The sequence below is a fragment of the Pseudidiomarina mangrovi genome (assembly GCF_003999375.1).
GTDB classification, from domain to species: Bacteria; Pseudomonadota; Gammaproteobacteria; order Enterobacterales; family Alteromonadaceae; genus Pseudidiomarina; species Pseudidiomarina mangrovi.
The window spans coordinates 282,848-303,383 of record NZ_RJLC01000010.1 but is presented as its reverse complement, the minus strand read 5'-3'; the positions used below and the strand labels follow the sequence as shown (position 1 = coordinate 303,383).

19 protein-coding genes and 5 tRNA genes are annotated in these 20,536 nt (G+C 51.6%); 23 read left to right on the top strand and 1 reads right to left on the bottom strand.

Going from position 1 to position 20,536, the window contains the following annotated elements; all coding sequences use genetic code 11:
- Positions 1 to 10: 10 nt before the first annotated feature.
- From EFO84_RS04580 to EFO84_RS04555, 6 genes are all read left to right on the top strand, one after another.
- Positions 11 to 1,390 (top strand): class II fumarate hydratase, encoded by a 1,380-nt coding sequence (locus tag EFO84_RS04580; protein WP_127346879.1) that lies wholly within the window; start codon positions 11 to 13, stop codon positions 1,388 to 1,390.
- Between the two features lie 160 nt (positions 1,391 to 1,550).
- Positions 1,551 to 1,627, top strand: a tRNA-Met gene (locus EFO84_RS04575).
- A gap of 16 nt (positions 1,628 to 1,643) precedes the next feature.
- Positions 1,644 to 1,727 (top strand) — tRNA-Leu (locus EFO84_RS04570).
- A gap of 24 nt (positions 1,728 to 1,751) precedes the next feature.
- A tRNA-Gln gene (locus EFO84_RS04565) sits at positions 1,752 to 1,826 on the top strand.
- A 38-nt stretch (positions 1,827 to 1,864) separates the two neighbouring features.
- A tRNA-Gln gene (locus EFO84_RS04560) sits at positions 1,865 to 1,939 on the top strand.
- A gap of 16 nt (positions 1,940 to 1,955) precedes the next feature.
- Positions 1,956 to 2,042 (top strand) — tRNA-Leu (locus tag EFO84_RS04555).
- A 76-nt stretch (positions 2,043 to 2,118) separates the two neighbouring features.
- Here EFO84_RS04555 and EFO84_RS04550 read toward each other — a convergent pair.
- Complete coding sequence (locus EFO84_RS04550; RefSeq protein WP_127346878.1) at positions 2,119 to 3,249, bottom strand: FAD-dependent oxidoreductase; 1,131 nt, start codon at positions 3,247 to 3,249, stop codon at positions 2,119 to 2,121.
- A gap of 155 nt (positions 3,250 to 3,404) precedes the next feature.
- On the opposite strand from EFO84_RS04550, the gene EFO84_RS04545 reads away from it, so the two are divergent.
- The 17 genes from EFO84_RS04545 to EFO84_RS04465 all read left to right on the top strand — a co-directional run bounded on the left by EFO84_RS04545 (position 3,405) and on the right by EFO84_RS04465 (position 20,492).
- Entirely contained in the window at positions 3,405 to 4,265 is an 861-nt protein-coding gene (locus EFO84_RS04545) for a DMT family transporter (RefSeq protein ID WP_205701940.1), read from the top strand.
- Positions 4,266 to 4,381: 116 nt separating this feature from the next.
- Positions 4,382 to 5,839 carry a tRNA (N6-isopentenyl adenosine(37)-C2)-methylthiotransferase MiaB gene (gene miaB / locus EFO84_RS04540; RefSeq protein ID WP_127346876.1) on the top strand — a complete coding sequence of 486 codons (1,458 nt, stop codon included), beginning with the start codon at positions 4,382 to 4,384 and terminating at the stop codon, positions 5,837 to 5,839.
- 17 nt (positions 5,840 to 5,856) lie between these two features.
- The gene (locus EFO84_RS04535) at positions 5,857 to 6,858 is read left to right on the top strand and encodes a PhoH family protein (protein WP_127346875.1); all 1,002 of its coding nucleotides are present in this window, start codon (positions 5,857 to 5,859) and stop codon (positions 6,856 to 6,858) included.
- Positions 6,855 to 7,319, top strand: coding sequence for an rRNA maturation RNase YbeY (ybeY, locus tag EFO84_RS04530; protein WP_127346874.1), 465 nt, complete (start codon positions 6,855 to 6,857; stop codon positions 7,317 to 7,319). The genes EFO84_RS04535 and ybeY overlap by 4 nt, the downstream gene beginning before the upstream one ends.
- Positions 7,320 to 7,336: 17 nt before the next feature.
- Positions 7,337 to 8,215, top strand: a complete 879-nt coding sequence (gene corC / locus EFO84_RS04525) for a CNNM family magnesium/cobalt transport protein CorC (RefSeq protein ID WP_127346873.1) — start codon at positions 7,337 to 7,339, stop codon at positions 8,213 to 8,215.
- Positions 8,205 to 9,728 carry an apolipoprotein N-acyltransferase gene (gene lnt, locus EFO84_RS04520; RefSeq protein WP_127346872.1) on the top strand — a complete coding sequence of 508 codons (1,524 nt, stop codon included), beginning with the start codon at positions 8,205 to 8,207 and terminating at the stop codon, positions 9,726 to 9,728. The genes corC and lnt overlap by 11 nt, the downstream gene beginning before the upstream one ends.
- Before the next feature lie 48 nt (positions 9,729 to 9,776).
- The gene (locus tag EFO84_RS04515) at positions 9,777 to 9,980 is read left to right on the top strand and encodes a hypothetical protein (RefSeq protein ID WP_127346871.1); all 204 of its coding nucleotides are present in this window, start codon (positions 9,777 to 9,779) and stop codon (positions 9,978 to 9,980) included.
- Positions 9,981 to 10,007: 27 nt separating this feature from the next.
- Positions 10,008 to 12,596, top strand: coding sequence for a leucine--tRNA ligase (leuS, locus tag EFO84_RS04510; RefSeq protein ID WP_127347003.1), 2,589 nt, complete (start codon positions 10,008 to 10,010; stop codon positions 12,594 to 12,596).
- Between the two features lie 13 nt (positions 12,597 to 12,609).
- Positions 12,610 to 13,098 (top strand): LPS-assembly lipoprotein LptE, encoded by a 489-nt coding sequence (locus EFO84_RS04505; RefSeq protein WP_127346870.1) that lies wholly within the window; start codon positions 12,610 to 12,612, stop codon positions 13,096 to 13,098.
- A 2-nt stretch (positions 13,099 to 13,100) separates the two neighbouring features.
- The gene (holA, locus tag EFO84_RS04500) at positions 13,101 to 14,153 is read left to right on the top strand and encodes a DNA polymerase III subunit delta (protein ID WP_127346869.1); all 1,053 of its coding nucleotides are present in this window, start codon (positions 13,101 to 13,103) and stop codon (positions 14,151 to 14,153) included.
- The gene (gene nadD, locus EFO84_RS04495; RefSeq protein WP_127346868.1) at positions 14,135 to 14,770 is read left to right on the top strand and encodes a nicotinate-nucleotide adenylyltransferase; all 636 of its coding nucleotides are present in this window, start codon (positions 14,135 to 14,137) and stop codon (positions 14,768 to 14,770) included. Before holA ends, nadD begins: the two co-directional genes overlap by 19 nt.
- Positions 14,771 to 14,862: 92 nt before the next feature.
- Positions 14,863 to 15,186, top strand: a complete 324-nt coding sequence (gene rsfS, locus EFO84_RS04490; RefSeq protein ID WP_127347002.1) for a ribosome silencing factor — start codon at positions 14,863 to 14,865, stop codon at positions 15,184 to 15,186.
- Positions 15,186 to 15,656 (top strand): 23S rRNA (pseudouridine(1915)-N(3))-methyltransferase RlmH, encoded by a 471-nt coding sequence (rlmH, locus tag EFO84_RS04485; protein WP_127346867.1) that lies wholly within the window; start codon positions 15,186 to 15,188, stop codon positions 15,654 to 15,656. Before rsfS ends, rlmH begins: the two co-directional genes overlap by 1 nt.
- 8 nt (positions 15,657 to 15,664) lie before the next feature.
- The gene (gene mrdA, locus EFO84_RS04480; RefSeq protein ID WP_205701939.1) at positions 15,665 to 17,536 is read left to right on the top strand and encodes a penicillin-binding protein 2; all 1,872 of its coding nucleotides are present in this window, start codon (positions 15,665 to 15,667) and stop codon (positions 17,534 to 17,536) included.
- A complete protein-coding gene (gene rodA, locus EFO84_RS04475; protein ID WP_127346866.1) occupies positions 17,523 to 18,638 on the top strand; it encodes a rod shape-determining protein RodA in 1,116 nt (371 codons plus the stop codon). Before mrdA ends, rodA begins: the two co-directional genes overlap by 14 nt.
- A gap of 65 nt (positions 18,639 to 18,703) precedes the next feature.
- On the top strand, positions 18,704 to 19,666 hold the full coding sequence (gene mltB / locus EFO84_RS04470; RefSeq protein WP_127346865.1) for a lytic murein transglycosylase B: 963 nt from the start codon (positions 18,704 to 18,706) through the stop codon (positions 19,664 to 19,666).
- A gap of 55 nt (positions 19,667 to 19,721) precedes the next feature.
- Positions 19,722 to 20,492: a septal ring lytic transglycosylase RlpA family protein gene (locus tag EFO84_RS04465; RefSeq protein WP_127346864.1), complete on the top strand. Its 771-nt coding sequence runs from the start codon at positions 19,722 to 19,724 to the stop codon at positions 20,490 to 20,492.
- Positions 20,493 to 20,536: the final 44 nt, after the last annotated feature.

Genomic DNA, 20,536 nt, shown 5'->3' with positions numbered 1-20,536 from the left:
CGAGATATTTATGAGCAAAGCTTCAGCAACGCGCACCGAATACGACAGCATGGGTGCCATTGCGGTGCCAAGCGAGGCCCGTTGGGGTGCCCAAACCGAACGAGCGCGACAGAATTTTCAGCTCAGTTCCCTGCGCTTCCCGGTACTATTTTTAACCACTCTCGCGCATATCAAAGCAGCAGCTGCCAAGGCTAATCAACACTGCCAGGTACTAACACCCGAAGCAGCGCAGGATATTATCGCAGCTGTTGATGAACTGCTCAGTGAGCCCAACCTACAGCAACACTTTCCGTTGGATGTAATGCAAACTGGTTCGGGCACCAGCACCAATATGAATATGAATGAGGTGCTCGCCACCATGGCCAGCGCCGTGCATGGCAACCCGGTCCACCCCAATGATCAGGTCAATGCCTCGCAAAGTAGCAATGATGTAATTCCAACGACGCTGCTGGTGAGCAGTGCCCTAGCCATTCAGCAGATGCTGCTGCCGGCGCTGCAGCATCTACAAAAGGTGCTGGCAGACAAGGCCAGTAGCCTCACAGAGGTGGTCAAAACCGGTCGCACGCACTTAATGGATGCCATGCCACTCACCATGGCCCAAGAACTCACAACATGGCAAGCGCAACTAGCTGAAGTTGAACAAGCTTTGCGCGAACAACTGCCGCGGCTCTATCAACTGCCGCAAGGTGGCACGGCTATTGGTACCGGTATTAATGCGCCAGCAGCATTTAGCGAGCAGTTTTGCTTGGCCCTCAGTGAACGCGTGGCGCTGCCATTTCAACCGGCAAGCAATCGCTTTGCTGGCATTGCCGGGCAGCAGACCAATCATTTGCTGGCTGGCTGTCTGAGCGCTATCGCCGCAACACTGTTAAAAATCGCCAATGATTTGCGCTGGATGAATAGCGGCCCATTAGCTGGCTTAGCCGAAATCACCTTACCGGCGTTACAGCCCGGATCTAGTATCATGCCAGGCAAGGTCAATCCAGTCATACCTGAGGCTGTGGCAATGCTCTGTGTGCAAGTGCAAGGCCATTGTCACAGTGTCGGCTTAGCCGCTCAAAGTGGCAATTTTCAATTAAACGTGATGCTACCGTTGATTGGTTACTTACAATTGCAGAGCATTGAATTATTGGCCAATGGCTGCAATAGCCTTGCTGATCAGGCCATCGCAGAATTTACCGTGCAGCATGACAGTATCGCCGCTAATGTGGCACGTAACCCCATACTAGTCACCGCGTTGAACAGTAAAATTGGCTACGACAAAGCGGCACAAATTGCCAAGGCGGCCTATCAACAACAGCGCCCAATCATTGCCGTAGCGGCCGAAATGACGGATATCAGTGAGACTGAATTAAAGCAATTACTGGAGCCAAAACGATTGACGGAATAGCGATTTTTGGCACCAATGAGCATTAAATGAGCAATCTATTGGTTTTTTCGCCATTCGACTGTAATTACCGCTGAATTTGCGAAAAATAGGTTGACGCTATCGCCCCTGATTTGCATAATACGCGCCGCACTCACAGAGCGCATTAACGAAACTATTGATTGGCTACGTAGCTCAGCTGGTTAGAGCACAGCACTCATAATGCTGGGGTCGCAAGTTCGAATCTCGCCGTAGCCACCAATCAATAGGATGCATCGCGGACGTGGTGGAATTGGTAGACACGCTGGATTTAGGTTCCAGTGCCTATGGTGTGAGAGTTCGAGTCTCTCCGTCCGCACCACGATGTAGTGTCATTCCTGCATGTTGGGGTATAGCCAAGTGGTAAGGCAGCGGGTTTTGATCCCGCCATTCCTAGGTTCGAATCCTAGTACCCCAGCCATTTATCTCTGTGTACTGCGATCATTGAATACCGGTGTTTGGGGTATAGCCAAGTGGTAAGGCAGCGGGTTTTGATCCCGCCATCCCTAGGTTCGAATCCTAGTACCCCAGCCATTGCTTTCCGTTCGTTGCGGAGGTGGCGGAATTGGTAGACGCACTAGCTTCAGGTGCTAGCGAGCTTACGCTTGTGGGGGTTCGAGTCCCCCTCTCCGCACCACTTCGGTGGTGCAGCCAAAACGAACAGAAAAAACCGCCCATCGGCGGTTTTTTTGTGCCTGCTCGCCAGCGGCTGATTAGCCGCCCATGGCCTGTCGAATGATTTGCTGCTTCAACCACGGGGTGCGTTTCAGCAGCTGCAACCCAGTATCTACCACCAATTGCGGCAGCACGTGCTGACTGCTAAAACCAACATGAATAGCGTCCATAGCGCGCATCATGCGCTGGTTGGCAGCTACTCGTTGCCGTTCATAATGCGCCAATGCAGAGGCCAGTGTAGTTTGCTCGCGCAGTTGCTGCTGCAACTCCTGCACATCAGCAAAACCTAAGTTCACGCCCTGCCCAGCCAGCGGATGAATACTGTGTGCAGCATCGCCAATCAACACGACACTGTCATAAGCGTGATAGCTGAGCGCGCGCTGGCGGCGAATCGGGAAGCGCCCATGTTGACTCACGGTAAAGGCGCCAATGTGCGCGGTGAAAACCGCGGCTAATTCAGCCGTTACCTGCGCATCAGTGGGCAAGGTTTGCCACTGCTGTTGACTGCGATAATCAATTAAACACACCTGCTGAGCACCCAGCGGTAGCAACGCATATGGGCCGCACGGCCGAAACACTTCCCAGGTAGCCGCCGGCACCGGTTGTTCGGTGCGCGCAATCGCCAATAAGCAGGTCATGTCATAATCCCAGCCACGCATGCCAATACCGGCTAACTGTGCAACCTGAGAGTTGGCACCATCAGCGCCAATCACTAAATCGTAATCATACCACTGGTCGCCAATACGCAGCCGTTGCTGGGGGCTATCAAGTTGCTCAATGCGCTGCTGTGCCAGTAATGTGACCCGCGGGTGCTGCGCTAACTGCTGCCATAACGCCTGTTGCAAGCTGAGGTTTTCTACCATGGCGCCTAGCGCTGATGCGGCCACCTCACTGGCGGCAAAATCCACCTGCACACCATTACTGCTGCGCACACTGAGTTGTTGATAGGGGAACCATTTAGCGGGTGTAATCGCAGCCCAAACACCGAGTTGCTGCAACCAATCAACATTGGCCTGGTGTACCGATGAAATGCGCAAGTCCCAGCTATCACTGACGTCGTCACTGTAGCCCGGCCCAGCTTCCACCACGGTCACGCTATGGCCATCGTCGGCCAATGCCAGCGCTGCTGCGGCACCAACCATGCCGCCACCTACCACTATCACCTGCATGTTATGAATCACCCCGTAAATTTACTACGCATGATAAAAAATACTACGCCTAGTTTACATAAACCATGAAAACATTACTCAGTGTTAGTAAACCGATCGTGGTAAGATATGGGCTCATTTCCAGTCTGTTCCTTAAGGTCAGGTTCACGGCAACTATGGACACCCCCTACCGTAATATCGTAATCGCGTCACTGCTGATTTTATTTTCAGAAGTGTGTTTTGCCGGTGTCAGCGCCATGATTAAGTATTTGAGCACTGATTTACCGCAACAACAATTGGTGTTTTTCCGTAATTTAATGGCCTTTGTGGTGTTGCTCCCGTGGGTGGTGCGCAAAGGCCCTAGCGCCTTTAAGAGTCAGGCCTGGCGCTGGCATATCAGCCGTGGTTTAGCGGGTATTGTGGCCATGTACCTGTATTTTTATTCGATTGCCAATTTGCCCCTGGCCCAAGCCACCATTGTGTTGCTTATGGCACCATTTTTGATTCCTATCATTAGCCGTGTGTGGTTGAAAGAAATGGTCAGTCGGCAAACCTGGCTGGCGGTTGCTATCGGCTTTGTGGGCGTTACCATCTTTCTAAACCCCACCGCACAGGTGTTGTCACCAGTGCTATTGATTGCCTTTTGCGGTGCGATTTTAGCCGCTTACACCAAAACCTTGATCCGCAAAATGTCAGCCACCGAGTCGTCGTCAAAAATTGTATTCTTCTTTGCCGCCATGGCCACGGTGATCACCGCCATTCCATTGCTGTGGACTCAGCAAAGTATCGCCTCCGAGCATTGGCTGGGCCTTGCTGTAATGGGGGTTTGCGCGGTGGCTGGGCAATTAGGCATGACCAAAGCCTTTTCATTGGCCCCGGCCGCCAAGGTCGGTATTTTTATCTACAGTTCGGTGATTTTTGCCGCTATTGTCGGCTATCTATTCTGGGATGAGCCGGTCACTTGGCACATGTTAGTCGGCGCCTTGGTGATCACCAGTGCGGGCTATTTAGCACTGCGCAATCGCAGCAGTGGCTAATACTGCCGCAAAGTTGGCAGTTCGCGGCGGTTCAGGCTAAAATAACCGCCCGTTGTCGTCACTGCTGGCATCAGCCCGTGGTGTAACTCGTTAAATTATTGGATAAGCAGGACATTATGGCGAAGAAGTTATATATCAAAACCTGGGGTTGCCAAATGAATGAGTACGATTCAGCGAAAATGGCTGACCTGCTCAAAGCAACTCATGGCTACGATGTGGCGGCAGAGGCTGAAGAAGCTGATTTGATCCTGTTAAATACCTGCTCTATCCGCGAGAAAGCGCAAGAGAAAGTGTTTCACCAATTGGGGCGCTGGAAAAACCTGAAAAAAACCAACCCCAATTTGCTGATTGGCGTAGGTGGCTGCGTGGCCTCGCAAGAAGGCGATCATATTCGACAGCGCGCCCCATTCGTCGATATCGTGTTTGGTCCACAAACCCTGCACCGCTTGCCAGAAATGATCAAACAGGTGCAAACCAACCATACCCCCATGGTCGATATCTCGTTCCCTGAAATTGAAAAGTTCGACAGCTTGCCGGAACCGAAAGCCGATGGCCCTACCGCCTTTGTCTCGATCATGGAAGGCTGTAGCAAGTACTGTACCTTCTGCGTAGTGCCGTATACCCGCGGTGAAGAAGTCAGCCGCCCGGTTGATGACGTATTGTTTGAAATTGCCCAACTGGCCGAGCAAGGCGTACGCGAAGTGAACTTATTAGGGCAAAATGTTAATGCCTTCCGTGGTGAGCATCATGATGGCAGCATTTGCCGCTTTGCTGAGCTGTTGCATTTGATCGCCGCTATCGACGGTATTGACCGCATTCGCTACACCACCTCGCACCCGGTTGAATTTACCGACGACATCATTGCCGCCTATGCTGAGATCCCTGAGTTAGTGGACCATCTACACTTACCGGTACAAAGTGGCTCAGACCGTATTTTAACCCTCATGAAGCGTGGCCATACCGCCCTTGAGTACAAGTCGCAAATTCGTAAACTGCGCAAAGTGCGGCCGAATATTGCCATGTCATCTGACTTTATCATTGGTTTTCCGGGTGAAACCGATGACGACTTCATGGCCACCATGGACCTCATCCAAGCTATTGACTATGATCTGAGCTTCAGCTTTATTTACAGTGCACGGCCAGGCACACCAGCTGCTGATTTACCCGATGATGTCAGCGAAGACACTAAAAAGCAGCGTTTGCAGTTGCTGCAACAGCGCATCAATCAGCAGGCGCACAATCATGCTCGGCGCATGTTAGGCACCGTACAACGGGTTTTAGTCACCGGCCCATCGAAGAAAGATCTGATGGAACTCAGTGGCCGTACCGAGAACAACCGAGTGGTGAACTTTGTCGGTCGCCCAGACATGATCGGTCAGTTTGTTGATGTCACCATAACCTCAGTGTTCGCTAATTCATTACGCGGTGAGGTGCTGCGCACCGAAGCTGAAATGGGCTTGCGCGTGGATACAGCACCACAGGCTATTCTGGCGCGCCAAGCGCGACACCAGCCTGATGAACTCGGGGTGTCGACCTTTGTTCCAGCGCCAGCTAAATCGGCGCTGAACCAATAACCAAAAACGAGGTTTGTTTGAACCGCATTAGTACTGTAGAACTTACCCTAGAGCCCGCCGATAGCCGCCGTTTAGCGGATCTGTGCGGGCCATTTGATGACAACCTGAAGCAGCTTGAACGCCGTTTAGGGGTAGAAATCAGCTATCGTAACCATGATTTCCGTATCATCGGTGCCCAACATACCAGTAAAGCTGCGGCTAACATTCTGCGCGATTTGTATGTTGAAACCGCTACTGTGCAAGGCCAATCTAGCCCAGTTGATGCCCACACCGTGCATCTAGCCATTGCCGAGGCCAAAGTGCTCGAGCAAGACCAAAGCGATGAGGTGATGGCTGACGTGAAGCACGACAAGATGATGCACATCAAAACCAAGCGCGGTGTCGTCAAACCGCGCAATCCCAATCAGGCCGCTTATGTGCGGGCTATTTTGAGTCATGATATTAGTTTTGGTATTGGCCCAGCCGGTACCGGCAAAACATACTTAGCCGTGGCTTGCGCTGTTGATGCTCTGGAGCGGCAAGAAATTCGTCGTATTCTGCTCACCCGTCCGGCCGTTGAAGCGGGCGAGAAACTTGGCTTTTTACCCGGCGACTTGGCGCAAAAAGTCGACCCCTATTTACGCCCACTTTACGACGCCTTATTTGAAATGCTCGGCTTCGAAAAAGTCGAAAAGCTCATTGAACGGAACGTCATTGAAGTAGCACCCCTCGCCTACATGCGCGGGCGCACGCTGAACGACGCTTTTATCATTTTGGATGAAAGCCAAAACACCACCCCAGAACAGATGAAAATGTTCCTCACCCGCATTGGCTTTAATTCACGGGCGGTGATTACCGGTGACATCACTCAGGTCGACTTACCGCGTGGGGCAAAATCAGGCCTACGCCATGTCATTGATGTGCTCCATGATATTGATGCTATCAGCTTCACCTTCTTTCAAGCCGGCGATGTGGTGCGACACCCAGTAGTGCAGCGCATTGTGCAAGCCTATGAAGCCTTCGAAGAGAAGCATGCATGATTGAACTAGATATCCAATACGCTAGCGAGGCTGCTGATTTACCCACACAACCGCAACTACTGCACTGGGTAACAACGGCGCTAAATGGCGCCAAACAAACCGAGCCGGTCGAATTAACCATTCGTATTGTTGACGCCGAAGAAGGCCAAGCACTGAATCGTGACTATCGACAACGCGATTATGCCACCAATGTGCTATCGTTTCCGTTTGATGCTGATATCGAACTGCCGGTGCAATTGCTTGGTGATTTAGTCATCTGTGCGCCGGTGGTGGCGCGCGAAGCCAGTGAACAACAAAAACTGCTACTCGCCCATTGGGCGCATATGGTTGTACACGGCTGCTTGCATTTGCTAGGTTATGACCATATTGATGATGACGATGCGGTGACCATGGAAAGCCTTGAAATAGCCATTATGGCTGAACTCGGTTTTGCCAACCCGTATCCTGACGAATTGCACTAACTGGAGCTTTAGCTTGCATGAGCGATGACAATCCCCACTCGACCTCCGGCTCTTCTCGTAAGTCGTGGGCAAACCGTTTGCTACAACTATTTACCGGAGAGCCGAGCAGCCGCGAAGAATTAGTTGACCTCATTCAGGATGCCGAAGAACGAGACCTCATCGATAACGACACCAAAGAAATGATTGAGGGTGTACTGGATGTCGCCGAATTAAAAGTACGCGATATCATGGTGCCACGCTCGCAAATGGTGACCATTCAAATAACCCAAACTGTTGATTCCTTTCTACCCATTGTGATTGATTCACAACACAGCCGCTACCCGGTGGTGAGCGAAAATAAAGACCACATTGAAGGTATTCTGCTCGCTAAAGACTTACTGGCGTATGGCTTTGGCATGACCGACGAAGAATTTTCCCTACACAAAGTCATTCGCCCAGCTGTTATTGTGCCGGAAAGCAAACGTGTCGACGTGCTGCTCAAAGAGTTTCGCGAGCAACGCTATCACATGGCTATTGTGGTGGATGAATACGGTGGTGTGTCTGGGCTGGTCACCATCGAGGATATTCTGGAAGAAATTGTCGGCGAAATTGAAGACGAAACCGACTTTGATGAAGATAACAAAGCTGATATCCGACGTATCAACAAGTCACGCTATGCGGTCAAAGCCTTGACCACCATCGAAGATTTTAATGACTACTTTGACACCCGTTTTGGTGATGATGAGTACGACACCATTGGTGGCATGGTCGCCAACGGCTTTGGTCACTTACCCCAGCCTGGTGAAGAGATCACCATTGGCGGCTTTATTTTTAAGGTGACCGGTGCCGACAAACGCCGTATTCAGCAGTTACAAGTGACCGTTCCTGAGCGCGTACCAACCACCGATGCCGACTAGCACCCTGCTACAGCGCCTTATTCCATTGTTACTAGGTGCTAGCCTAGTATTTGCCTACGCGCCATTTGGCCAAGCCTGGATCACCATCCCAGTGATGGCCTTACTGATCCTATTTACCAGTCAGCACAACGCTCGCCAAGCCTTCCGCATCGGCTTTTTTTTTGGCTTTGGCTGGTTTGCCGCGGGGCTCAGCTGGATCTATGTCAGCATTGATCGCTTCGGCGGGCTAGCACCGATAGCCTCGATTGCTTTATTGGCTCTGTTGTTTGCCTATTTGAGCCTGTTCCCGGCCCTTGCACTATGGCTCTGGCGCCGTATTGGCCAACGCTTCAATACCCTAGCACTTGGCCTAGTACCATTGCTATGGCTCCTTGCCGAAAGCGCTCGCGGCTGGTTATTCACTGGTTTTCCATGGTTGGAACTCGGCTACAGCCAGACTGATAGTTGGCTAGGTCAATATGCCCCGTGGTTGGGCGGTAGCGGTATTACCCTGGTGATGTGGTTAGTGGTCATCAGCCTGATAAGTTGGTGGCAGCAACGGCGCTGGTATCAAGCGACCTTCGCGGCGTTATTACTGACCCTGCCCTTTGCCTTGCCGTGGCTACATCCCAGCGAACGTAGCGATGACAGCATCAAGGTACTGCTGGTGCAGGGTAATATTGACCAAAGCATCAAATGGAACCCTGAGCAGCACTGGCCAACCATGTTGCATTACCTCAATTTAAGTAAGCCGCATTATGCCAGCCATGACCTGATTATCTGGCCAGAGGCGGCGGTGACCATGCCCGAACCCTATACCGATGATATTCTGGCTAACATTCACAGCGCTACCGCTGATGAAGGCGTGGCATTAATTACCGGTATTATCGACTTCCGTGGCGGTCAGTATTTCAATAGCCTCATTACTTTGGGCCAAGATGGCGCTGATGCAGTCGCCGAAGCCTATTTTCATGGGCACAGCAACCGTTACCAAAAACATCAATTATTACCGATCGGCGAATTTGTCCCCTTTGAGGATCTATTAAGGCCATTAGCGCCACTATTTGACCTACCGATGTCATCATTCGCGCGGGGTAATGCCGTACAAGCGAACCTTCAGGCAGCTGGGCACCAGTTTGCCGCGGCCATTTGCTATGAAGTGGTTTTTCCCGACTTGCTGCGCAGCAATATCACCCCAGCGACTGATTTTATTCTGACCGTCAGTAACGATACTTGGTTTGGGGCCTCCCACGGTCCCGCGCAACACATGCAGATTGCGCGTATGCGCGCGCTAGAATTTGCCCGACCACTGCTACGTGCCACCAATAATGGCATTAGTGCTGTGGTTGATGAGCATGGTCATGAGTTGGCTCGCGCTGAGCAATTTGTCGCCACCAGTATCAGTGCCGAGGTGCCCTTAGTGCGTGGTGACACCAACTTTTATCGCTATGGCATGTGGCCGACTTGGCTATTCGCATTATTGTTCGCCTTGATCAGTATTTTCAACGTAGTCAAACGCCGCCAAAATCAGTAAACTGTCGGTTAATCACCACCTGTTATTCGGACCGACACGGAGCTTGCTATGGTCGACATTATCGGCGCAATTCTGTTTGCAATCATTACCGCCACTGGCACCTTAGGTGTTACTGCAGTTGGCTTCTTTATTTTTCACCGCAATGCCACCGACCGTGATGCACAGCAGCAAGAGCGTATTGAATACGCCTTCTTTGGCGTCGCCAGCCTGGTATTCATGGGCTTAGCGCTGTACTTATTTTATTCGCTGTAAGGACGAGCTATACCGATGTCTAATTTGCTGCAGGACCAGTACGATCCAGCTACTATCGAGCCAGCCGTGCAACAGCGCTGGGAACGCGAGCAAGTGTTCGCGGTACAAGAACGGCCGGATCAAGAAAAATTCTACTGCCTCTCCATGTTCCCCTACCCCAGTGGCAAACTTCACATGGGTCACGTGCGTAACTATTCGCTAGGTGATGTGATTGCACGCTATCAGCGCATGCAAGGCAAGAATGTCCTGCAACCTATGGGCTGGGATGCCTTTGGTTTACCGGCAGAAAATGCTGCCATTGCCAATCACACGGCTCCAGCACAATGGACCTATCAAAATATCGACTACATGCGTAAGCAGCTGAAGTCGCTTGGCTTTGGTTACGATTGGTCACGTGAACTAGCGACCTGCAAGCCCGATTACTATCGCTGGGAACAATGGTTTTTCACCAAGTTGTTCGACAAGGGCTTGGTCTACAAGAAAAACGCCACCGTCAATTGGGATCCAATCGATCAAACCGTCTTGGCTAATGAGCAGGTGATTGATGGCCGCGGCTGGCGCTCTGGCGCCAAAGTTGAGCAAAAAGAAATTCCGCAATGGTTTATCAAGATCACCGCCTACGCTGAAGAGCTGCTGAACGATTTAGACCAGCTTGAAGGCTGGCCAGAACAAGTCAAAACCATGCAGCGCAATTGGATTGGCCGCTCTGAAGGGGTGGAGATTGATTTTAGCGTGGTTGACCAGCAACAGCCGCTCACCGTCTACACTACCCGTCCAGACACCCTGTATGGGGTGACTTATATGGCGGTAGCAGCGCAGCACCCATTAGCCCAACAAGCGGCAGCAAATAATCCTGCCTTGGCGGCCTTTATTGAGTCGATCAAGGGCGTGAAAATGGCTGAAGCTGACCTTGCCACCATTGAAAAGCGTGGTATGGACACCGGTATACGTGCCATTCACCCACTCACTGGCGAGCAGATCCCAGTATGGGTGGCTAACTTTGTGTTGATGGATTACGGTTCAGGCGCGGTCATGGCCGTTCCAGCCCATGACCAACGCGACTGGGAATTTGCCACCACCTACCAGCTAGCCATTACCCCAGTTATTGCTCCGCATTCTGGTGAAGGTGATATTAGCCAGGGCGCTATTACCGAAAAAGGTATTACCATCAACTCGGGGGCTTACACCGGGCTAAGCAGTGACGATGCCTTTAATGCTATTGCTGCAGCTCTTGAAAAACGTGGTATTGGCCGCCGCCAAGTCAACTATCGCTTACGTGATTGGGGCGTATCGCGCCAACGTTATTGGGGTGCGCCTATTCCCATGCTGAATCTTGCCGATGGCACCTCAGTACCTGTCCCCGAGCACGAATTACCCGTACGTTTACCTGAAGATGTGGTGATGACCGGTGCCGCATCGCCGATTAAGGCTGACCCAACTTGGCGTAAAACCAGCTATAACGGTCAACCAGCCGAGCGTGAAACCGACACCTTTGATACTTTCATGGAGTCATCGTGGTATTACGCGCGCTACTGTAGTGCCAATTTTGACGACGGTATGTTGAACCCTGAGCAAGCCAACTACTGGCTGCCCGTGGACCAATATATCGGTGGTATCGAACACGCTATCTTACATTTATTGTACGCGCGGTTTTTCCATAAACTACTGCGTGATACCGGTTTAGTGGCCTCTGATGAGCCATTTAAGCGCCTGTTAACGCAAGGAATGGTGCTGGCTGATAGTTACTTCCGTGAAGATGCCAACGGTGCCATGACCTGGTATTCACCGCTCGATGTTGACATTCAACGCGATAGCCAAGGTCGCATCGCCCAAGCCATTTTGCGCAGCGATGGACAGCCGGTGCAGCACGGCGGTATGACCAAAATGTCAAAATCCAAGAATAACGGTATTGACCCGCAAGTTATGATCGATAAATACGGCGCCGACACCGTGCGCTTATTTATGATGTTTGCCGCTCCTCCAGAAGCTACGTTGGAGTGGTCAGACAGTGGCGTTGAAGGTGCGCAACGCTTTTTACGCCGAGTTTACCGCTTAGCCTATGATTTTAGTCAGCATCCTCAGCATACTGAGCAATCGCAGCATTGGTCGCAGTTGAGTGCCGAGCAAGCCGATGTGCGTCGTGCTGTGCATCGCACAATTGCTAAAGTCAGCGATGATTTTGGTCGTCGTCAGCAATTTAATACCGCTATTGCAGCCATTATGGAATTGCTCAATACGCTACAGAAAGCACCTCTCGACAGCCCTCTCGACCGTGCCATTATGCAAGAAGCACTGGATGCCATAGTGCTGATGCTAGCGCCAATCACTCCGCACTTAAGCGAGGTGTTATGGCAGCAACTAGGGCATCACAACGATATTATCAGTGCACCATGGCCGCAGGTTGATAACGCTGCCCTAGTTGAGTCATCGATTACCGTAGTGGTGCAGGTAAACGGCAAATTGCGTGGTAAAGTGGTGGTTGCCGCTGATGCCGATCAGGCCACTGTTGCTGCCGCAGCCATGGCTGATGACAGTATTACCCGTCACCTTGATGGCTTGACTATACGCAAGCAAATCTATGTGGCCGGTAAACTCTTTAACATCGTAGCCAATTAACAAGGAACCACAGATGCGCATTTGGATCATACTGCTGATCAGCTTGACCCTGAGTAGCTGTGGTTTTCAGCTGCGCGATACCTATCAATTACCGGCGTCACTACAGACCTATTACCTCGATGCACCTAAATTTAGTGAGTTCGCTGAGGTGGTCACCGAACGTTTTGAATTAGCTGGTGCTACCCGTCTGGACACTATCAATCAGCAGCCCAGCCCGGTAGTCATCCAAATTCTCGACGATGGCTTGGACCGCCGCGCGCTGTCGTTGTCGGCCAGTGGCCAAGTGGCCGAATACGAATTGATTTACAGTGTTGCCTACGTGCTGCACAAAAGTGACGGCACGGTATTAGCGCCACGCTCGGTTGAAGTGTATCGCGACTACCAAGACGACCCCAACTTTGCCCTGGCAAAAACTCGTGAACGCGAGGTCTTGGTGCGCGAAATGCGCGATGATGCAGCGCGAGCTTTACTGCGCCAGATTATCGCCACTTTGGCTGAGTAACCATGCAGTTATCTGCCGCGCAGCTTCCTCAATACCTGCAGCAGCATGGCTTGCCACCATTGTTGTGCATTTTTGGCGATACCCCACTACTGCTCGACGATAGTTTGCAAATGCTTCGCCAATTTGCCAAACAACAAGGTGTCGATGAACGTGAATACCACCGGCAAGATGCCCAATTCGATTGGCGCATGCTATCGCAACCCAGCAATAATCTGAGTTTATTCTCATCACACCGCTTACTCGAACTCGAACTGCCAGAGGGTAAACCGGGTCGTGAAGGCGGCGATGCCCTGCGCAGTTATGCCGAGCAGCCGGTTGCTGACCAAACCTTGGTGATTATTGGTCCAAAACTGAAAGGCGAGCAACTCAAAGCAAAATGGTTTTTACAGTTACAAGCCAACGCTCCAATAGTGGAAGCCAATAGCCCTGAGCGACGCCAGTTACCCCGTTTTATTGCCGAGCGCGCGCAACGTTATCAGCTGCAACTCGATAACGTAGCACTGCAATTGATGGCCGATTGGTATGAAGGTAATTTGCTCGCGCTCGACCAAGAATTACAGAAATTGGCGCTGATGGACTTACCCCAACCACTTGATCAGCAAGCTATTCGTGTGGCTAGCGCCGACCAAAGTCGATTTTCTGTGTTTGCCCTGCAAGAAGCCCTAGTAGCAGGACAGACCGAGCAAGCGCTCCATCGGTTGCAACGATTGTTTGAAGACGACGCCGAAATTGCCATCTTAAACTGGATGTTGCAACGTGAGTGGCAAAAATTGTGCCGCTTAGAGAGCGCTATGCAAAGCGGTGAATCACTATCCCGGGTGTATCCGCAGTTACAGATCTGGCGCCAGCAAGAACAAGCCTATCAGCAGTTTTTGGCACGCATGCAAGGGGGCAATCAACTGGCGCAAGCGGCCGACTTGTTGCGCCGCATTGAACTTGCTTTCAAGCGTGATAGCGGAGAACAGCTGCGCACCTTAGTGACCCATTTGGTCTGTCTCTATTGTCAGCCCAGTGTCGCCCATTTGCATGCACAATTATGCTACGACTCTTACTAGGCGGTAGTTTCGACCCGATACATTGGGGCCACTTAAAACCATTATTGCAGGCCTTTGAGCTCCTGCAGGCTGATCAGATGGTGCTGCTACCGAGCGCTCAACCACCTCACCGCAATGGCCTTGGCGCCAGCGCAGAGCAGCGTTTTACCATGGCGCAATTAGCCGCCGCCGCACTAGCACCAGCGCCCTGCTGTGCGGATGATTGGGAACTCAAGCAACAACGCCCGTCTTATACTGCCATCACCCTAGCGCAACTTGCTGAGCGTTGGCCGCATGACACGTTAGTATTTGTGCTGGGTGACGATGCTTTTGCCAAACTCGATAGCTGGTATAACTGGCAACAGCTTTTGCATCATGCGCATCTGTTAGTGTTGCAGCGCCCGCAAGCCAAAGTCCCCTGGTCTCCAGCACTGCAAAACCTGGTCCAGCAACGAGGTGCACAGTCCTTGTTACAGCTGCGTCAACAGACGCACGGTTTAATCGGTTTTATCGCCAGCACAGACGTTGCCATATCGGCCACCGAAATTCGTGCCGCGATTAGCACCCAGCAACCTTGGCAACACCTGCTCCCGAAAACCGTCGCCAATTATATTGAACAACAACAACTGTATCGCTAGACGCTGCTATTTCCGCCAACTCCGTGGTAAACTAGTCGACCTATTTTTGTGCCCTATATTAGTGCCTTAGTTAATGAGAGAGAGTGAGTCTTTTGCAAGCGGAACAATTACGCCAGTTTGTGGTAGAAAAAATTGAAGAATTAAAAGGTCGTGATATTCGCGTCATGGACGTGACCGAGCATACCGATGTAGCAACCTATATGATCGTGTGTTCAGGAAACTCTCGTACACATGTCAAAAGTATTGCCAATCATGTTGCCACCCAGGCTAAACACCATGGCGTTCTGCCGTTAGGTGTTGAAGGCCACGAGCACTCCGAATGGGTGTTAGTTGACTTAGGTGACGTGGTGGTTCACGTCATGCAAGAACCTATCCGTGACTTCTACGAACTCGAGAAGCTCTGGAGCCGCAAGTAATGCGTATACAGCTGATCGCAGTCGGACAAAAAATGCCTGACTGGGTCAGTACGGGTTATCACACCTACGCCAAACGATTCCCTATCGATTGCCAGCTGCAGCTGATCGAAATTGCCGCTGGTAAGCGTGGAAAAAATGCCGATATTGCGCGCATCTTGAAAGCCGAAGGCGAAGCCATGCTGGCTGCTGTCGGCAAAGGCGATCGTATTGTCACCCTGGAAGTCACCGGTAAACCGTGGTCGACGCCGCAGCTAGCAGCTCGCCTAGCACAGTGGCAAATGGATGGCCGTGATATTAGCTTATTAGTTGGTGGACCAGAGGGCTTAGCGCCTGAATGTATCGCCGCCGCTGATGAACGCTGGTCGTTATCAGCGCTCACCTTGCCGCACCCGATGGTGCGCGTATTACTGGCTGAGAGCCTCTATCGGGCTTGGAGTGTTAACGCTAACCACCCCTACCATCGCGAGTAGCAGTCCGCATGATAAAACGCCGCGCCCCCATTCGTGACCATCAAGCTGAAGCTGCGTTATTTGCCAGCCGCAGTATTGTTGCCTTGGTGGTGGTGATCGCGGTGTTTGCCGGGCTGCTGTTCAATATGTATCACCTACAAGTGCTGCAGCATGAGCAATATCAAACACGTTCTAACGACAACCGTATCAAGGTGGTACCGTTAGCTCCAAATCGTGGGCTTATTTATGATCGGCGCGGGCGAATACTGGCTGAAAATCGCCCGGTACTGAGCTTAGAAATCATTCCGGAGCGCGTTCCCGACCTCGCCGATACCCTGCGACGCCTCACCGAGTTACTTGAGCTCACCGAGCAGCAATTAGCACAATTTGAAGAAAATCGACGGCGCGAGCGGCGTTTCGATCAAGTCAGTGTGCTGGAACGTTTGACCGAGCAGCAAGCAGCTCGCTTTGCGGTGCGCCAGCATGAATTCCCTGGCGTTAGTATTGAGGCGCGGTTAATTCGCCATTACCCGCATGGTGAGGCACTCACTCACGCACTGGGTTATGTAGCAAAAATCAATCGTAACGATGTGCAGCGTTTACGTGCTAATCAGCAAGATGCTAACTATGCCGCTACCCGCACCATTGGCAAACTCGGCATTGAGCGATTTTACGAAGAGCAACTGCACGGTAATGTCGGTTCACAACAAATTGAAGTAGATATTCGCGGTCGTGCGGTTCGTACACTATCCGTGCAACCACCCATTCCAGGCCAAGATTTAATCCTCGAGCTCGATCTCGAACTGCAGCAATATGTCTATGATTTACTCGGTGATATGCGCGGCTCAATCATTCTCATGGATCCCCGTGATGGGGCAATTCGAGCCATGGTCAGTAAACCCAGTTTTGACCCGAACTGGTTCGTCCAAGGCATCTCTAACGAACAATATCGCAGCTTACTCAACTCGCGTCACTCACCGCTGCTCAACCGCTCTACCCAGGGTGGCTATCCACCAGCCTCAACCATCAAGCCACACTTAGCGGTATTGGCGCTCGAACAAGGCATCATCACCCCACAAAGCAAAATCTGGGACCCAGGTTGGTTCGAGATCAAGGGAGTCGATCATCGCTACCGTGACTGGTTATCCTGGGGTCATGGCTGGGTCGATGTTGATACCGCCATTGTTGAAAGTTGCGATACCTTTTACTACGACATCGCCTTACAAATGGGTATTGATACCATTTCTGAGCATATGATGCAGTATGGCTTTGGTGAACTTACCGGCATCGATATTCATGAAGAGGCAGCAGCAGTGATGCCGACTCGAGGCTGGAAACGGGCACGCTTTAACCAACCATGGTATGCCGGCGAAACGGTGTCGATTGGCATCGGTCAAAGCTATTGGACCAGCACCCCAATACAACTTGCGGTAGCCACGGCAACCTTGATAAACCGCGGCGTGCGCCCGGTACCACGACTATTGCGCAGTATCAGTGATGGCCATGTTGAGCTCCCAGCAGTGGTTGAACAAAAGCCACCGGTGGTGATTAAAAATCAAGCCAACTGGGACGTTGCCATACGCGCTATGAATCGGGTTGTTAGCTCGATCAAAGGTACCGCACACCGCGCTTTCAATGGTGCCAGTTTCACTTCGGGTGGAAAAACCGGAACCGCACAGGTACGCAGCATTGCTCAAGGCGAAACCTACAATGCTGAAGAAATTGAAGAACAGTATCGCGATAACGCCATGTATATGGGGTATGCGCCAGCCGTGAATCCGGAAATTATCATTATGATTGCGGTTGAAAATGCCGGCGGCGGTGGTAGTGTTGCTGCACCGCTAGCGCGCCAAATATTAGACTACTACTTTGCCCTCGAGGCCGCTCATGCAAACCTCTGAAGAACGTCAACGCAATCGCTGGTTACAGCGCCTGCGGCTGGATGGTCCGCTACTCTGTGGGCTACTTGCATTAGCTGCCATTAGTGCAGTGACGGTATTTTCTGCCAGTGGCCAGGATTGGGCCATGACCGAGCGCCAACTGATTCGTATTGGCCTAGCCTTTGTGGTTATGCTGGCGGTGGCTCAAGTGCCATTGGATACCATTCAGCGCTTCTCCTTACCGATCTTTAGTGCGGGTGTGGTGTTGCTGCTCGGGGTGTTGTTGTTTGGCGAGAGTAGCAAAGGCGCGCAGCGTTGGCTTAACCTCGGGATCGTCACGATTCAACCGTCAGAGCTCATGAAACTGGCGGTACCTATGGCGATTGCTTGGTTTATTAGTCAACAGCCGCTGCCAGCGCGCAAGCGCCGCCTCGCTGCTGCGTTTTTATTACTGATGATTCCAACTCTGATGATCGCCAATCAACCTGATCTCGGCACATCGTTACTGATCGCCAGCTCCGGTATTTTCGTGGTGTTTCTAGCCGGTATCAGCTGGCGCTTAATTGCCTTTTTCGCCGTTCTGGTTGGTTCATTCGTGCCGATTTTATGGTCATTTTTAATGCGCGACTATCAGCGTCAACGCGTGCTGACCTTTCTCGACCCCGAACGAGATCCCCTCGGTGCTGGCTACCAAATCATCCAATCCAAAATCGCCATAGGTTCTGGCGGTATTGAAGGTAAAGGCTGGCTGCAAGGCACTCAATCGCAACTAGAGTTTTTGCCCGAGCGCCATACCGACTTTATCTTTTCGGTATATAGCGAAGAATTCGGTCTGCTTGGGGTGATTTTACTGCTTGTCGTCTATGGTTTTGTGGTGGTCCGCGGTATGCAAATTGCTATGCGGGCGCAGCGGGTTTATCAAAAATTACTCGCCGGTAGCCTTACGCTCACTTTTTTTATCTACGTGCTGGTGAACATTGGCATGGTTTCTGGTCTACTACCTGTAGTCGGGGTGCCATTACCGCTCATTAGTTACGGTGGCACCTCCATGGTCACGCTAATGGCCGGGTTTGGATTATTGATGGCAATTGCCACTAATAAACGCTTGGTCATGCACAGTTGATAGAGAGGTAGATAGTGATGATATTTCGTTGCGCGGCACTCGTTGTTGTTATGCTATGGCTAAGTATGGCGCCGAAGATTGTTTCGGCACAGGCCAAAACGGATATTCCGCCGGCTCCGGCCATCGACCCGGCTGAGCGCAATGCCTTTATCAACGAACTCGTTGAGCAACATGGTTTTGACCGCGCTGAGGTTGAGCAAGGCTTGGCCCAAGCTAAATTCAACCAAGCCATCTATGAAGCTATACAGCGCCCGTGGGAGGCCAAACCCTGGCATCAGTATTATCCTATTTTTCTTACTGAGCGCCGCCTTGAGGCAGGTCTAGCATTTTGGCAACAACACCAAGAAACCCTGCAACGCGCCGAACAAACCTATGGTGTGCCAGCACATATTATTGTCGCCATCATTGGTGTGGAGACTTTCTACGGCTCTTACAAAGGCAATTATTCAGTGCTTGACGCACTTTACACGCTCGGTTTTCATTACCCGCCACGGGCAAAGTTTTTCCGCTCAGAGTTACGCGAATACTTTTTAATGACCCGTGAAGAGCAATTACCCCTTACCGAGTTAAACGGCTCCTATGCCGGTGCTATGGGCTATGGGCAATTTATCTCGTCATCGTATCGCTACTATGCCGTTGATTTTGACGGTGACGGCGTGCGTGACTTACTCACCAATCCCGTCGATGCCATCGGCAGCGTTGCTAACTATTTTGCCAAACATGGCTGGCAAACTGGCCAGCCGGTCACCCTAGAACTGGCGCCACATGAGAACCATGCAGGCTTAGTCACTAGCGGGCTAAAACTAGAGCAAACGCTGCAACAGCTGCTTGATGCTGGGCTACAACTCCCTACTGACCATGGCCTAGACCCGGCCGCAAAAGCAAAAGTTTTCGCTTTTGAGCAGGCTGATGGCAGCGACTACTGGTTAGGTTTGCAGAACTTTTACGCCATCACCCGTTACAACCACAGCCCGCTTTATGCCATGGTAGTGCACCAATTTAGTCAACAATTAAAACAAGGTCGTTAGGCTTATGCAGCGGGTAATGTGCGCACAGCGGTTGCTTTTGTCCGCAGTGATACTGATGCTTCTCGGGTTACTTCATGGCTGCAGTTTAGGCCCAAGCGCTGAGCCCAATGCCGGCCGTTATAGTCAAAAATACGATAGTATCCCAAGCCGCCTACCCAGCCCCGAGGAACTGCAGGAACCGTTGCCAAAAACCGAACCACCAAGTCGCCAAGGTAATCGCGATTATCAACTGTTCGGGCAAACCTGGAGTATCATTCCTGATGCCCGTGGCTACAAAGCGACTGGCACAGCTTCATGGTACGGTGAAAAGTTTCATGGCCATCTTACCTCTAATGGTGAAACCTACGACATGTATGCCATGAGTGCGGCACACAAAACTCTGCCGCTACCAACATATGTGCGCGTGACCAATCTTGCCAATCAACGCAGTGTGGTGGTCAGGGTCAATGATCGCGGCCCTTTTCACGGCAATCGGCTCATTGATTTATCGTACGTGGCGGCATACAAACTCGATATGCTGCGCAGTGGCACTGCCGAAGTCATGATCGAGGCATTACACCCCGACGCTGACCAATTGATTACGCCCCCCTTAGCGGCAGCAGAACCACGCTATTATATTCAAATTCATGCCAGTAGCGATTTGCAGCGGCTGCAACAAGAAGCGCATCGGTTAGCAGAAATTTATCATGTTCCTGCAACTACCCAAGCAAATAGCGGTCTACACAGACTATTACTGGGGCCATTTGGTGAAGCCCAAGCGGCTGAACTGATAGAGCGCTTAAAAGCAGATGGTTTTCGCGGCGTGTTTCGTCTGCAAGTGCCCTAACCGCTGCTATCATGGCGCAGATATGCTAGAATCTGCGCTCGTTT